The sequence below is a fragment of the Kocuria sp. CPCC 205258 genome, assembly GCF_040981005.1.
Lineage (GTDB): Bacteria > Actinomycetota > Actinomycetes > Actinomycetales > Micrococcaceae > Kocuria > Kocuria rosea.
Genome location: NZ_JAVKPS010000009.1, coordinates 106,969 through 121,860 on the forward strand (window position 1 = coordinate 106,969; position 14,892 = coordinate 121,860).

The 14,892-nt window shown below is 69.5% G+C and carries 10 protein-coding genes; 3 read left to right on the forward strand and 7 right to left on the reverse strand.

Features of this window, described 5'->3' with window-relative positions:
- Positions 1–184: 184 nt before the first annotated feature.
- Both RF644_RS14860 and RF644_RS14865 read left to right on the forward strand, forming a co-directional pair.
- Positions 185–682: a DUF2505 domain-containing protein gene (locus RF644_RS14860; protein WP_336650061.1), complete on the forward strand. Its 498-nt coding sequence runs from the start codon at positions 185–187 to the stop codon at positions 680–682.
- A 156-nt stretch (positions 683–838) separates the two neighbouring features.
- On the forward strand, positions 839–2,560 hold the full coding sequence (locus tag RF644_RS14865) for a glycoside hydrolase family 5 protein (RefSeq protein WP_368797060.1): 1,722 nt from the start codon (positions 839–841) through the stop codon (positions 2,558–2,560).
- Positions 2,561–2,693: 133 nt separating this feature from the next.
- Here the strand turns inward: RF644_RS14865 and RF644_RS14870 are convergent, their stop codons facing one another.
- From RF644_RS14870 to RF644_RS14895, 6 genes are all read right to left on the reverse strand, one after another.
- On the reverse strand, positions 2,694–3,401 hold the full coding sequence (locus RF644_RS14870; RefSeq protein ID WP_368797061.1) for a hypothetical protein: 708 nt from the start codon (positions 3,399–3,401) through the stop codon (positions 2,694–2,696).
- Entirely contained in the window at positions 3,398–3,976 is a 579-nt protein-coding gene (gene pth, locus RF644_RS14875) for an aminoacyl-tRNA hydrolase (RefSeq protein ID WP_368797062.1), read from the reverse strand. Before pth ends, RF644_RS14870 begins: the two co-directional genes overlap by 4 nt.
- A 121-nt stretch (positions 3,977–4,097) precedes the next feature.
- A complete protein-coding gene (locus RF644_RS14880; protein WP_368797063.1) occupies positions 4,098–4,709 on the reverse strand; it encodes a 50S ribosomal protein L25/general stress protein Ctc in 612 nt (203 codons plus the stop codon).
- A gap of 318 nt (positions 4,710–5,027) precedes the next feature.
- Positions 5,028–5,174: a hypothetical protein gene (locus RF644_RS14885; RefSeq protein WP_368797064.1), complete on the reverse strand. Its 147-nt coding sequence runs from the start codon at positions 5,172–5,174 to the stop codon at positions 5,028–5,030.
- An 87-nt stretch (positions 5,175–5,261) separates the two neighbouring features.
- A complete protein-coding gene (locus tag RF644_RS14890) occupies positions 5,262–6,083 on the reverse strand; it encodes a C25 family cysteine peptidase (protein ID WP_368797066.1) in 822 nt (273 codons plus the stop codon).
- 151 nt (positions 6,084–6,234) lie between these two features.
- Positions 6,235–9,078 (reverse strand): hypothetical protein, encoded by a 2,844-nt coding sequence (locus RF644_RS14895; protein ID WP_368797067.1) that lies wholly within the window; start codon positions 9,076–9,078, stop codon positions 6,235–6,237.
- Positions 9,079–9,795: 717 nt separating this feature from the next.
- Here RF644_RS14895 and RF644_RS14900 point away from each other — a divergent pair.
- Complete coding sequence (locus tag RF644_RS14900; RefSeq protein WP_368797068.1) at positions 9,796–11,256, forward strand: sugar transferase; 1,461 nt, start codon at positions 9,796–9,798, stop codon at positions 11,254–11,256.
- Between the two features lie 272 nt (positions 11,257–11,528).
- Here the strand turns inward: RF644_RS14900 and RF644_RS14905 are convergent, their stop codons facing one another.
- Positions 11,529–14,477 carry a hypothetical protein gene (locus RF644_RS14905; protein ID WP_368797069.1) on the reverse strand — a complete coding sequence of 983 codons (2,949 nt, stop codon included), beginning with the start codon at positions 14,475–14,477 and terminating at the stop codon, positions 11,529–11,531.
- Positions 14,478–14,892: the final 415 nt, after the last annotated feature.

A 14,892-nucleotide genomic window follows, 5' to 3' on the forward strand; every position in this document is an offset into this window, starting at 1 on the left:
TGGGGTGCTGGTGGAGCACAGAGGCTGTCGGAGCCAACGTTCGCGGGCCCCAGCTTACTCCCGGGCCCCGACAGGGCCCCGTCCGGTTCTCCCGGTCCCGCCGACAGCCCGGGGCCACGGGCGCCCGCCTACCATGGGAGCACGCAACCGCCGCTGCCGATCCGCCGCAACCGAGGAGTCCTCCATGGCCGTCACCGCCTCCACCACCGTCCCCGCTCCCCTCGACCAGGTCGTGGTGACCTTCACCGACGAGGAGTTCATCCGGCACGTGACCCACCGCGCCGGGGCCACCCTGGACTCGGTGGAGGTCGTCGGGGACGTCGAGGCGCAGTTCGCCGTGACCACGGTGCGGACCATGGCCGCGGACCGGCTGCCGGAGATGGCCCGGAAGTTCGTGGGCTCCTCGGTGCAGCTCACCCAGGTGGACACCTACCACACCCCGGACGCGGACGGGATCCGGATCGTTCGCACCGAGATCTCCGTGGGCGCCCTGCCGGTCTCCGGCTCCGCCACCCAGACGCTCACTCCGCAGGGCGGGTCCACCGACGTGCACGTGCACTGCGTGGTCAAGGCCAACATCCCGTTCGTGGGCAAGATGGTCGCCGAGGCCGCCGAGCCGTTCATCGGCAAGGCCCTGTCCCTGCAGTCCCAGGAGGCCGAGGCCTGGCTCGCGAAGCGCTGAGTCCAGCCGGTGGGTCGGCTGCCCGGAAAGCAGCCACATACTTGTCGTATTCGCGGACTTGGCACCGTAGCTCGTCGGGCGAGCCGTGACTTGTGACGCATTGAGCAGGAGGCTCCTGTGCCTGTCCCCCCATCGAGACCGCCTCACCCCTGTGGGATGACGGTACGGCTCACCCGGCTGAAGATATTGCTCGGGGTCGTGATCCTGGTGTGCTCCGGATGCACCATCGATCTGGGAAACAGCAGTCCTGCCCCAGAGAGCGATGTGCGCACCGGGTTCGTGCGAGCAGAAGGCAGGGGCTTGGTAGTCGATGGACAGCCCACTCGTCTCAAGGCCGTCAACTTCACCAACGAGTACGAACTGGACATCGCGCCCAACGAGCTGCTGACATCCGGCCACCATTCCGAACGTGACTACGAGCGCGTGAAGGACCTGGGGTTCGACAGCATCCGTTTCGCATTCAAGGGTGACTGGTACATGGAGGACCCGGAGTCGTTCTGGGCGTGGCTGGACCAGAACGTGGAGTGGGCCCGGCAGCACGGTGTCCGGCTGATCCTCGACCTCCACATTCCCATCGGCGGCTATTGGCTGGGGTCCAGCACCGGCGCCGCCGACTTCGACATGTGGACCGACGACGAACTCCGACAGCAGAACATCGATCTTTGGGCGAGCATCGCGAAGCGCTACCGCGAGGAGCCTGCCGTCGCGGCCTACGACCTGCTGAATGAGCCGGTGACGATTGATTCGAGCGGCGAGCAATGGCGGAGTCTCGCACAGGACATCGCTGATGCGATCCGGTCAGTGGACCAGAACCACCTTCTGGTGGTCGGCGCCGTCTACGGTATAGACGGCGCCTTCGACCCGGAGGGAGCGAAACGTCATCTGCTCGTGGACGATGACAACGTCATGTACGACTTCCACTTCTACGACCCCTACCGGTACACGCACCAGTTCGCGTCGTGGGTGCCGACGCTCCGGGACGGCGGCCGCTATCCCGATCCCGATCACCTGGTCCCGACCACTCCGCCACGGGTGCTGAAGGGTAACCGCATCGGCACGCCACCCCTGCCGACCGGGACGACCAGCTGGACGGAGTTCGACAGCGGCAAGGTCACCCTCGACGAACGCGCCGCCACGACAGCTTCTCCTCAGATCGTGGTGGAGGGCGGAATGAGCGGGACCGTTCACATCGACAGCATCAGCGTCACGGAGTACGACCCCTCCGGGGTCGAAATCCGCGAGGTCCTCCAAGATCAACTGACCGGGGACAGCACCACCACGTGGTTCCCCTGGACGGGCCAAGACGGTGGAGCATCGTCCGTGACGCACATGAGGGAGTCCTCGGGACATCAGGACGACGCCAGCCTGTCGATCAGTGGAACAGTGACGTCCGGAGCTGGTTGGAGCAGCAGCGAGAATCTGTTCACGGTGGTGCCCGGCAATCAATATCGCATTCAGGGATACATGCGCGGTGACGAGGTGACCGGGCTCCAGGGCAGAAGTCCCCGGGTGGGACTCCAGTTGGAACTCTACGGTGAACAACACGACGCGCCGGGAGACGGCTTCATGGCGCGCGACATCGAGTATCTCGACCAGATCATGGCGGAGAATCTCCGGTTCGGCGCCGAGCACGAGGTTCCGATGTCGGTGCTCGAATTCGGTGCGGTCCGGCATGTTTTCGAGATAGACGGCAAAGGCGGCGATCAGTGGGTCAGCGACGTGCTGACCCTGCTGCGGAAGTACGACCTCAGCTTCGCCTATTGGGAGTACCACGGCCCGGAAATGGGCATCTACCTGGACCTGGACGGCGAAGAAGGTGAACCGAACGACGCACTACAGGAGACCCTGCGGCGCGAACTGCTCACGGACGATGACTGATGCCCGCCAAACAGCGCCTCGGACGAACACGGACGCACGATCCGAAGCAGAGGTCCGTGGCAACCAGCGCCTCCTGTCCCGGCGTTGATCTCGGCACAACCGCGGAACGCGTCCGGCACAACGCGGACGCGCGCTACTGGGACGCCGCGCTCCAGTGCACCGTCCGGACGAGCAGGAGCGTCATGGTCAGCAGCTTCACCGTGATCCGCACCATTGCCGCGACCTCGCCCCAGGGACCGCCGAACAGGCCGGGGCGGACGGCGCCCACCAGGATGTAGCCCACGGCGACGAGCACGAAGGGCACCACGGTGGCCAGCAGCGCCCAGGACTCGGTGCGCGCGCGGGCTCCGCTCCGGCGGTGCAGGTGGATCAGACCACCGACCAGCACGAGTCCCGACACCGCCCAGAACAGCAGTCCGCCGAGCTCCTGGGCCGTGGTCGCGCCCAGCGAGGGCAGCAGCCGGTCGAGGGCGAGGCGGGCGCCCACCCGCTCGTGGATGCGGAAGAGGTCGTCGGCGATCAGCAGCAGGAAGACACCGCCCCATGCGGCGAGCACGCGGTGCGCCGACTGCCGCAGGCCCAGGCGAAGAAGCAGGACGGCGGCGGCGCCGAGCTGGAGCAGCCCGAAGAGCTCCATCAGGGAGCCGTCGATCCCGCCGTTCCAGAGGGTGCTCGTGCGGAAGATGCGGAACCAGCTGCCGTCCGGGTCCAGGACGAATCCGCCGCGGTGGAGGACATGGGCGATCAGCAGCAGGGCGTTCACCACCATGACCACACCCGCGATCTGCACGGGCCGAGGCACGGCAGCCTTCCGCGCCCACAGCTCGCGGGCGAGCGTCACCGCGCGTGGAACTTCTGCTGCGCCTCGAGCAGGCCGTTCTCGACAAGGTGCTCCACCGCGTCGGCGGCGTCGTCGAGCAGGAAGGGCAGTTCTTTCCCCTCGGTGGAGGAGAACGGCTTGAGCACGTAGGAGGCGGCGTCCATCCGGCCCGGCGGGCGGCCCACGCCCACCCGCACGCGGTAGTAGTCCTTGGTGGACAGGGCCTTGGACATGTCCCGCAGGCCGTTGTGCCCGCCCTCTCCCCCGCCGATCTTGAGCTTGAGGGCGGCGAAGGGAATGTCGATCTCGTCGTGCACGGCAATCACCCGCTCGGCGGGGATGTCGTAGAACTTGGCGAGGCCGGCCACGGGCCCGCCGGAGGTGTTCATGTAGGTCATGGGCTTGGCCAGCACCACCCGCGGGCCGCCCGGGCGCAGCCGGGATTCCAGGACCTGGGCCCGGGTCTTGTGCACCTTGAAGGTGCCGCCGAGCCGGGAGGCGAGCTCGTCGAGGACCATCTGGCCCACGTTGTGCCGGGTCCGGGCGTACTCGGGCCCGGGGTTGCCCAGTCCCACGACCAGCCATGCGTCGGACATCGGTGCCTCCATCAAAGGTGAGAAGAGTGGGGGTGTGAAGAGTGCGGTCATACGAAGTGCGGGGCGGCTCGCAAGCCGCCCCGCACTTCGAGGATCACGTGGATCGGGTGAGCGGTGAGGCTCAGGCCTCGTTCTCGGGGACCACGTCGCCCGTGGGGGCCTCGGTCTCGCCCTCGGTGTCGCCGAGGTCCTGGGCCTGGGGCTCGGAGACGTTGATGACCAGCAGCTCCGCGTCGGAGACCATGGTCACGCCCTCGGGCAGGCGGACGTCGGCGGCGTAGACGTGGTCGCCCACGCCGTGGCCGTCGAGGTTGATGGTGACGGAGTCGGGCACGTTCAGGGCGTCGGCCTCGACGGTGAGGGTGTTCTCCTCGACGTTGTGCACGGCGGTCGGGTCGACCTCGCCGATGACGTGGACGGGGATCTCGACCTCGACGCGCTCGCCGCGGCGCACGGCGAGCAGGTCGATGTGCAGGATCTCGGGGCGGGTGGCGTGGCGCTGGATGTCCTTGACCATGACCAGCTGGGTGCTGCCCTCGACGTCGAGCTCGAGCACGGCGTTGGAGTGGCGCACGGCGAGCATGGTCTCGTGGCCGGGGATGATCACGTGCTGCGGCTCGGCGCCGTGGCCGTAGACGACCGCGGGGATCTGGTCGTTGTTGCGGATGCGGCGGGCGTAGCCCTTGCCGAAGTCGCTGCGCGTGGTGGCCGGGATGCGGATGGTGTCAGCCATGGGAACTCCTCGAAGTCGGGTCTGTCGTCTGAATGGCCAGGCGATACCGGCCGCAGACCCTCCCCCGTCGTCTGGACTCCGAGCGACGCGCCTCGCGGGGCGCCGCACCGGTGGGGGCGGGAACGTTCAACCAGCCGTCGTCGATCACGGGACCCGCAGGGGTCCCCTCGCCTTGGCAACCGCACCAGGCTAGCACGGGCGGCCCATGCGCTGAACGACGGCACAGTCACAGCAGGATCCTGCCGTGGCAGAGGGTGGTCCCTTCCTGCACGCCGCCCAGATCACGCACTTCCGGCATCGACAGCAGGACCCTGCTCGTCAGGGATGGGGCGCGCCGTACTGGTCCGTCGGCGTCATCTCGAACTGGATCACGGCCGGGCTCTCACCCAGGACGCTCGGAAACACCGGGACGTCCGTGACCAGCGGGGTCGTTGCGAACACCAGCATCAGCACGAGTCCGGCCACCAGAATCGCGACCACCTACCGCAGCAGGGAGTCATGGCCGGCCCTCGGCGCCGCGACCGGAGCCGGGAGGCCACGGCACGGTCTCGTTCAGCCGTGCGCCTGCGCGCCATGGCGTTCCCCCACGGTGCGCTCGAGGGAGACAAAGGGATCACCCACCAGGCGGAACTGGCGCCAGGCGCGTGCTGCACCGGGGTTGCCCCGCACCTCGTGGTCGACCGCCGCCACGAGGTGCGCCGCGGTGGGGCCCGTTCCCGTAGCGAGAAGACCCACCACGATGTCGGCGAGATCCTCGGCCTCCGCCGTTTGCAGGGCGCGGGCCGCCCCGAGATAGGCTCCCGCCACGCCGCCCTCGACGACCCGGTTGCCGAAGGGGACACCGCTGCGGGAACCTTTCAGCGTGTCGCAGGCGAAGGCGACGACCAGTCCTGCCGGACGGCCCCGCCCTGCCGATGCGGGGTCGACGTGGTTCCAGCGCACCCCCTGGTATCCGCCCCATCCCCGCGGACGCCCGTGACCGGCGTAGAGCACCACCGAGGGGCCCGACCGCAGCGCCGCGACCAGGTCCTCCCGTCGCGCCCGGTCGGCGCGCAGATCCGCCACACTGCACCCGGCCCGGGTCAAAGTGTCGGCCCAGCGCCCGGCGGGGCCGAGGAACACGTCCTTGGCCATGGCGGAGACCACCCACGGCGCTTCCGCAGCGGCCGGAGGACCCGGGACGGGCAGGTCCGCCGGCACGTCGGCCCGGACGAGCGCCACTGCCCGGCCGTCGATCGCCGGCGCGGGAACCGAGCGGTACGGCCTCCAGCGGCGCGGGGTCACCAGGACGAACGCGTCGGCATCCGTCCCGGCGATCCGCTCGCGCAGGCGGAACGGATCGCGGGTCCTGGTGCCGGTCTCCGGGAGAACCACGACGTCCGTCCTGCCGCCCCCGATCGACGCCGTGAGGCGCCGGGCCGCCTCGGCCGCTGCGGCACGGGCCCCCTCCCCGCCGGACGCGGCCAGCACCACGACTCGCAGGCCCGCCGGACCCTCCGGGCGTGCCGGGAGGTGACCGGGCACGTCATGCCGTCCGGACCACGTCGATGTACGGCTGCCAGTCGGCCCACTCGATCTCCACGAGCCCCCTCTCGTACTTCCGCACGTGGTAGTGCATCACGATCTGCCCCTGCTGCTCGCGGTTGAACGACTCGAAGTTCCCCCGAGCTGCCCGCAGCTCGTCCTGGGCGCCCTCGCCGCTGGCTTCACCCTCGGGATTCTCGTTGTATCCGTAGTTGTAGCCTTCCGGAGTGGTCTGCGCGTGAATGGCTTCGATCAGGTAGATGGGACCCACCGCGAAGTTCTGCCACACGTGCGTCAGTTCGTGGATCAGGACGGCGTCCGTGAGCGGCTCGCGAGCGTCCCTGTTGATCAGCGTCCCCGTGACGAAGGCCCGGGCCTCCGGGCTGTCGTTGAAAAGGCCCTGAATGCCGAAGATGATGTCGTTGTCCAGGCTCTCGGCCGAGATGGACACCAGGTCGAGGTCGATGGAGCCTCCGAAGACGCGTCCGGCGACGAACTTCTCGGGGTCGCTGAGCGGCCGGTACGTGGCCAGGAGGTTGAGGAGTCCGGCCACGACCGTGCCGAGAAAACCGCCCCCGACCTCCAGGGCTCCCGCCAGCATCTCGCGCAGCGGCTGTTCCAGGCGGCGTGCGGCGTCGATCACTTCGCGCACCGCGTCCTCGCCTGCGGACTGCGCGGCCGCCATGATCTCGGTCCAGGTGGACCCGATGTCCCGGAGCGCTGTGAGGAGGTTGTCCCACGCCGCGGCGGGGTTCCGGAGCGTGGCCGCGAAGAGGTCGGCCAGTTCGACCCCGAGCTCCAGGATCGCTCGGACGGCCGCGGTCACGAACTCCACGGACCGCAGCAGCAGGCGACCGGCCAGGTCAGCGAGCTCGTACCCGGCGTCGAGCAGCCCCCGGACGAAGCGCCCGACGCCCGGCAGGAAATCGGTCTCCAGATAATTGAGGACATAGGTGACGGAGTTCCGCAGCCGGGTGGTGGCCCGGCCGATCTGCTCCCACACCTCGTCGACAACGGCGGCCGCCTGCTCCTTCGCCCACCGGTACAGGTCGAGGAGGTCCTCGTGCACCGACTCCCACGCCGCCACCACGGCCTCGAACGCCGCCTCGCCCTGCCCGACGACCCAGTCGAGCACCTCCGTCAATCTCCGGCCCGCGAACCGCAGCGCCGTCATGACCTGGTGCACGACGTTCCCCACGGCGCCCTCGAGGTGGTCCAGCGCCCAGCGCATGATGTCGCCCACTCCCACGACGTCGGCGAGACCCACGACGATCTTCCGCAGGGTGTAGTAGGTGCCCTTGGCCGCTTCGAGGAGGAGCGCACCGACCTCGGCGCCGGCCCGGACCGCGGCCTCCACCAGGCGCTTGGCGATCCGGTAGGTGGTCCGCAGCGTCTCCCCCACGAACTCGACAAGGGTCTTCCCCAGGGCGAACGCCGCCTCGACCACCTTCGTGAGCAGGTCCGCCGCGAGCCCGGCCGCCTCCCGGAGCAGCTGCCCGAACGTGCGGCCGAGGGCGAACAAGCCGTCGACGACGGTGCGCATCAGGGCCAGGCCGAACTGTCCCACCGAGGTCGCCAGGTCGACCAAGGACTTGCCCACGGCGACCAGAGCCGCGACCACGTCCCGGGCAAGGCCCACGGCGGCGCCGGCCGCCCAGCGCACCAGGTCCGCGACGGTCTCCCCGATCGATACCAGGGAGCGGACCACGTCCCGGACGGCGCCGGCCACGGAGGCGGCGGCCGCGTCGAGGAGGTCGGAGACGGTCCGGCCCACTTGCCGCAGGCCTCGCACCAGGGCGTCCAACAGGCTCAGGCGACCGGTGATCACGTCGGTGATCAGCGAGGTCACCGTGCGGCCGAGCTCCAGCAGCGCGCCCAGGGTCGCGCGCAGGATCCCCGCGGCGGCGTCGAGGGCGTCTGCCATGATCTGCACGACCGAGCGGCCGATGCCGATCAGCGCTCCGACCACCCTGCGCAGCGCTGTTCCCGCGAGGTCGGCGGCGCTGCGCAGGATCATGGCGAAGGTGACGGCGGCCTCCCGGAGCGCCAGGATGGCCTCGCCCACGAGCGCCGCCGCGAGGCCGGCCACCTCCGTGAGCACCTGTCCCACCGTGGAGCCGACGTCCACGAGCGCCCTCACGACCTTCTTGAACAGGAACACGCCGGCAGCAGCCGCCTCCGTCAGGATCTGGCCGATGGTTCGTCCGGCTTCGAACAGCGCCTCGATCAGGTCACCGACCTGCTGCACGGTCCAGTGCACGATGTCGCCGAGGACGTCAGCGAGCGATCTCCCGGCGTCGACGACGGCATCGACGATCGTCTCCACCGCCTCGGAGATCGCGTCGACGGCGTCCTCGAATCTGTCCCCGACCCACTCGACCGCCCCGCCCGACCCACCGGGCACGGGCCGGGCGGCGCGGTGTCGCCGCAGCACGCCGCCGACGGCGGCAAGCCAGGACGCCACGGCGCGCGTGCTGCCCCCCGCGTCCAACCAGGTGCTCACGAACGGTCGTGCCTCCTGCCGAGGCAGGCCGGCGAGGCGGTCCACGAGCAGCACGCCGCCCCCACTGAGCGTCACCGCGTCGGCCACCACGAGCTGCTCCTGGGCACCCTGCCGGGCGGCCCATCCGACCATGGCTCCCAGGTCCTCGGCCGCCTCGTCGATGTCGGTCGCGGTGTCGAGCAGACCGCGGGCGGCGCGCAGGCCACGCGTGGGCGAGAGGGCAAGGGCTTCGCCCACGGCCGCACCGAAATCGGCCCGCGCCAGTCCCAACTGCCTGATGCCGGCGCCGGCTTTCGCGATGGAGCCGAAGTTCACGGTGGCGATCTGATCGGTGAGAGACATCGGACGGCCCTTTCGCAGGTGGGCGCGCTGATCGGGTGTCCGGGACCGCGGCCGGCGCCAGGGTCCCGTCAGCCGTGCCACGGATCGGCACACAACAGGATGAGGTCAGTCTGGAGGCCCGAGCGTCATTGCCCTGTGACTACCGGCGGGTTGGTTCACTGTCCACCGGTGGGCGCGGCGTGGGCGGTGCCTCCCGCACGGGCCGCCCCTCGCCGGCCGCGGAATGTCTCGAGCTCGGACTCAGCGCCGTGGCCGCAGAGACGCTCCTCCGGCGTGCTGCACGCCGTGCGGCGCGCCCTCACGGGCGTCACCGCAAAAGTGGGGACGGGAACGTTCCACCAGCCGTCATCGGTGGCGGAACCCCCAGATCCACACGCCTCGGTCACGGCTCAGACCGGGACGACCGTCCCCGAGGCCTCGGCCCCTTCCCCTGACCGCACGCTAGGACAAGGGACGATGTCGTTCGCGCTCGACGACGTGGCCACGCCTCCAGGGTGCCGCACCCGCCGGCCAGACGCCACGCCGCTGTCCCCCGTCCGGCGGGCACCATGCTCTGGGAGGCTTCCGGCACTCCTGTCATCTGTTATTCATCCCGTGATTTCATCGATGTGCACTTGTAAAGTCATCGATGGGGGCCGGAACCACGCCGGGGGGCGTAGGAGGAGTGTTCCGGCCCCCGCACACTCGGGGGGAGTGACCAACGTGCTCAAGAAGAACGTGACCGTACGACCCGCCGCCTGGCGGGAGTCCCACATCCGGAGCCTCCGCCGCCTGGACGCGGTGGCCCTGGCCGCCACGATCGGGCTGACGCAGCTGATCCGCTTCGGCCTGGAAGAGGGGTCGTTGCCGTTCGGCGGGGTGCCGGTGCCGTACTGGCTGGTGGGCATCGTGCTCGGAGCCGCCTGGTGGGCCTGGCTCGAGCTGCGGGGCGCCCGCGACGTGCGGCTGATCGGCTACGGGGTCGAGGAGAGCCGGCAGGTGGTCAGCGCCACCCTGGTGTTCTTCGGCGCCCTGGCGATCTCCTCCTACGTGCTCGAGGTGCCGATGGCCCGCAGCTACATCGTCATCGCCCTGCCGCTGGGCACGCTCCTGCTGCTCGCCGGGCGCGGCCTGGTGCGGCGAGGGCTGACCCGCCGCCGGCTCGCCGGGGAGGCGATGTCCCGGACCCTGGTGGTCGGGCGCGTGCCGGGGGTCGTGGAGATGCTCCAGTCCCTGCAGCAGCACCCGGCCGCGGGCTTCGACCCGGTGGCGGTCTACGCGCCGTCGTCGTCCCGGGTCCTGCCGCGCCACCTGGCCCGGGTGCGGATGCCCGAGAACATGCTGCCGGCCGGGGAGGCGCCGTCCGTGGAGGGGATCGTGGCCGCGTGCCGGATGCACCGGATCGAGACCCTCGTGATGGCCGCGAGCGCGCCGCTGAGCTCGGAGGAGGTCCGGCACCTGTCCTGGTACCTGGCCGACGAGCGGATCCGCCTGGTCCTGGACACCGGGCTCACCGACATCGCCGGCCCGCGCATCCACACCCAGCAGCTGGCCGGACTGCCGCTGATCCACGTCTCCACGCCGCGGCTGAGCCGCTCCCGGCGGATGCTCAAGCGACTGGTCGACATCACGGGCGCGGTCGCCGCGCTGGTGGCCCTCTCCCCCGTCATGGCCGTGCTCGCCCTCATCGTCAAGAACCACGACGGCGGGCCCGTGCTCTTCGCCCAGGAGCGCACCGGCCTCGACGGGACGACCTTCAAGATGCTGAAGTTCCGCTCGATGTACACCGACGCCGAGGAGCGCAAGGCCGCGCTGATGGCCGCCAACGACGCCAAGGGCGGGGTGCTGTTCTTCATGGAGAACGACCCCCGGGTCACCACCCCCGGACGGTGGATGCGGAAGTACAGCCTCGACGAGCTCCCGCAGTTCCTCAACGTCCTCAGGGGCGAGATGTCCCTGGTGGGCCCGCGTCCGCCGCTGCCCTCCGAGGTCGCCCAGTACGAGGAGCACGTGCACCGCCGGCTGCGCGTCAAGCCGGGCATCACCGGCCTGTGGCAGGTCTCCGGCCGGGACGACCTGGACTGGGAGCAGGCCGTGCGGCTGGACCTCTACTACGTGGAGAACTGGTCCCCGGTGCAGGACTTCGTGATCCTGCTGCGCACGGTCAAGACCGTGGTCGCCAAGGAGGGAGCACACTGAACGCCCCTCCCCGATCCCGGTGGCACCCACCCGCAGCGACACCGGTGCACTGCGTGAACCGCCGGCCGCGACGCGGACCGGACAGCTGCCCCGTCGGCGTAGCGACGGATGTCACCACCCGTCCGACGGTCGCCACACTCCGCCGTTCTTGGCCGGCGGAAGTGGAGGAGTCAGCAGTACCAGCAACTACCACCACTGGGCGCTGACGAACCGCTCAGGCGCGCCGGCTCATCTTGGCGACCATGAGCGTCAGCACCGCCCGACCGATGAGACTAACGGTGCGCAGCGCCAGGGGTAGTCGCAGGGATGGTGGTGAGACTCCGATTCTCGTCCTCCAACGGAGGATGGATGGGCACCGGCTTCGGGGCGAAGGACGTGGGCTCATATACCTCGTTGTTCTTGCACCACACACGGACTCGGCTGACTGTCGTGCCGTCGGTGACCGTTTTGGGGTCCACAGCCGAGAAGGCTTCCCTGGCTTGTGCCTTCGTGATTCCCGGTGCATCGATGCTGACCTCGACCCTCGTGTAAGGGGCGCCCTGAGCGTTCAGCTGGGCTTTTTGGGCCATACGGACAATCTCCGCCGGGTCGGTGGTGGTATATCCCTTGAGCTGGAGTGGCCGTGGCGGAGTGCCGATCGTCCCGTCGATGCCTTGGTAGCTGTCACCGAACAACTCGATGTGCTCACCCGTTTTTGCCGCCAGCTGCTTGGCTTCGGCGATCTCTTTGGGAGTGGGCCGCTCCTTGTTGTACCGGATCGACACGTTGTCGCCCTGATCGACAGGTCCGTGCTTGGCAGATGGGTTAAGCGGATCTCCCTTGCGGAGTTCTTCGGCTTGAAGAGCGCGGGCCTGTTGCTCCTTGACTTCCTTGAGCTGTCTTTTCAGCATGTTGGCTACTGCAGCAGGGTCTTTGTTGGCGAGGGCGGCGTCAATGCCGGCGTTGATCTCTGCAGGGGACTTGCCGGCGTTGAATCCCTCCTCGATGCGTTCGGCGATCCAGCGATCGAAGGCCAGCTGCTGCTCAGGGCTCAGACGAGCCCGGACGGGGTGACCTGATGCGGCGGGCACACGGTTTATCCCGGCTTCGACATCGCGAAGTTGCTGCGGGGTCGGGGATTCCGGCACACCTGCGCCCCGACCCAGGCGGGAGCGGATCCGGGTGCGGAGGGACTCGGCGGCCGTGACCAGGGCGGGAAAGCGCCGGAGCAGGGAATTGACCGCGGAACTGGCGATCGCCCCCAGGAGGGCAAGCAGGCCCAGAAGCACCAGTGCGATGGACGAATCGGCGATCAACCCGTAGTCGTTCTCGTGCTGTTCGGGGGTGCGGCGGCGGTCAAGATTGTCCAGCGCATGGGCCAGGCTGACCAACTGGAGGGAAGCATCAGCGACGAGGATGGCGATGCCGATGGTTTCGAGTGCGGCCACTCCGACGATCGGGGTGCCGATGATGGAGCCGATGATGAACGCGGCGATGGACACTTGGGCGGTGAAGGACGCGACGATGGCCATCAGCGAGCGTGCGGAGGCCAGCAGATGGTCAAACCCCACGCTGTAGTCCCCGGCCAGCATGGCAGTGAACCCCGCACCGAGCTCTTTGACCAGAGTCGGTACGTGGCGGTACAGCGCGACTCCGGGAACCAGAACTTCGAGGGCTGCGTCCTTGATCACCTGCCACCAGTTGGCTTTGACGTAGTCGTAGCGCACGGTCAGATGTCGCCACACGGCCGCCCAGCGGGTCTGGAGTGCCGGATCGGCCCGGGCTTCGGCCGAAGCCTGCTGGCGTTGCACCACCGCGGGGCCGCCGGCCGCTGGAGCCTGCCTGAGGCGGGGGGCCACGTACTGGGCGAGGACGGACTGCATCTTGTCCGGGGCCTTGGCCACCAGGCCGGCCACGACGTCTCTGATGTACTCCAAGGCCTGCCCCGGGGCTTCGATGAGCATGACGAAGGCCTTCACCGCGCCGTCCTTGAGGACTTTGGCGATCTGCCACAGGACTTTGCCGGCGTTCCAGATCCGGCGGGCGACCGCGCCGATCTTGGCGCCGATCTTGGCGATACCGCTTTTCAGCACCGACACGAACCGTCCGACCGCCACCCGACACCGGCGGGCCAGGGCGAGGGCTCGATCGCTCAAGGATCGGGCCAGGGCGGTGAGCCGGTTGATCCCGGCCGAGACGCGGCTCTGGATCCATGTTCTGGCCGCACTCGTCGCCGCCGAGATTCTGGCCACCGCCTTGCCCAGAGCGCCTCGGACCGCGCCCAGGAATGCCCCTACCCGGATGCGCACCGCATTGCGGGCAGCATCGAGCAGCGCACTTGCTCGCGTGCGGGCGGCATCGTAGAGGCGGGAGGCGGCAGCGCCGACCGACCGGGCGCCTCGTCCGATGGCTGAGACCCCAGAGGAGACGGCGTTCTTGGCCCGATCCCACCACGACCTCTGCACCGGTACCTGTTGAACCGGTGGTCCCTCTCTGGTGACGGCGGTGACTTCGGCTTGGGCGGCCTGCCGGGCCGCGGCCATGGTAGCGGTGACCTCCACAGAAACCGCTCCCTGCTCGGCGGTCGCCTGCTGGGCATAGTCGTCCGTCGCCGCGGCCTGTTCAGTGCGCCAGGTGGCTTTCCGGGCCGCAACCGCCTGGGCAGCGGCGGTCCGTTCGGCCTGCTGGGCGCCCAGCGTGTCCTGCTGGGCCTGGGCCAAGGAGGTGGTGGTCTGCGACAGCTCCTGCTCGACAGCCTGGCGGTGCTGTCCCAGCAGCGTGGCCGCGGCCGCGGAAGCCGCTGCTCCTTCTTGTCGCAAGGTCGGCCCATAGGCTTCATTCATCAAGGCCGACGCTGCTTGCTCCATGGCGGGGGCCACCGGCGGAGTGATGGGCGCCGGAGTGGTGGCCGCAGTCAGGGGCCCGGCGGGGATGTCCGGGGCAGAAGCCACAGCGGCAGCGGGGCCGATCTCCTGACCGGTGGGCAGCTGCTCCATCCCGGCCTGGGCTTGCCCGGCGGCGGTGGCCAATCCGGCCCGGGCGCCGGTAGTGGCTGCGGCGATGCTAGCTGTTTCGTCTTCTGCTGCGGGTTCGGCAGTCAGCTCCGGGACCCGCAGTTGCACCGGCCCCACCTGCGGTGGGGCCGGTGTGGGCGGCAGGGCCTTGGGAGCAGGAATGGCCGAGACCTGGTTGGCGCCCGTGGACGCCGCCTGGTCGATTGTCACTTCGGTCTCTTCGGCCACTGCGGTCAGCTGCTCCTCCGCAGCACTTGGGGTGAGGCCTCCGAGACCTGGAATCCATGCCGCCGACGCGGACAGGTCCGGTGGCGGGGCAGGTGCCGAGCTGGCCAGCCCGTAGATACTGACCGGTTTGGGAGCAGGGGGGCCTTCTCGGCCCGGGGTCGGCGGCAGAGGAGGCGCCGGAGCCGGGGTCTTGAGCACCGGCGGTGGCCCGATCACCTGCCCCGGCCCCGGCACCGGGGCCGGGGACGGGGACGGGGACGGAATGCTGGTTCGAGTGGTGGCAGAACCCGCTGGGGTGGTAGGCCCGGTGGCTCGATTGATGCTGGCGATCATCCCGCCGACAGCTCGATTGCCCGCCGCGCGCTGCAGCCCCAGCACACGCTGGGCCAGAACACTGCCTTCGGCGGCCCGAGGA

Coding starts and splice junctions, on each gene's coding strand:
- RF644_RS14880 (WP_368797063.1), bottom strand. CDS start 4,709: ATGGCTGACACCATCCGCATCCCGGCCACCACGCGCAGCGACTTCGGC.
- pth (WP_368797062.1), bottom strand. CDS start 3,976: ATGTCCGACGCATGGCTGGTCGTGGGACTGGGCAACCCCGGGCCCGAG.
- RF644_RS14865 (WP_368797060.1), top strand. CDS start 839: ATGACGGTACGGCTCACCCGGCTGAAGATATTGCTCGGGGTCGTGATC.
- RF644_RS14895 (WP_368797067.1), bottom strand. CDS start 9,078: ATGTCTCTCACCGATCAGATCGCCACCGTGAACTTCGGCTCCATCGCG.
- RF644_RS14860 (WP_336650061.1), top strand. CDS start 185: ATGGCCGTCACCGCCTCCACCACCGTCCCCGCTCCCCTCGACCAGGTC.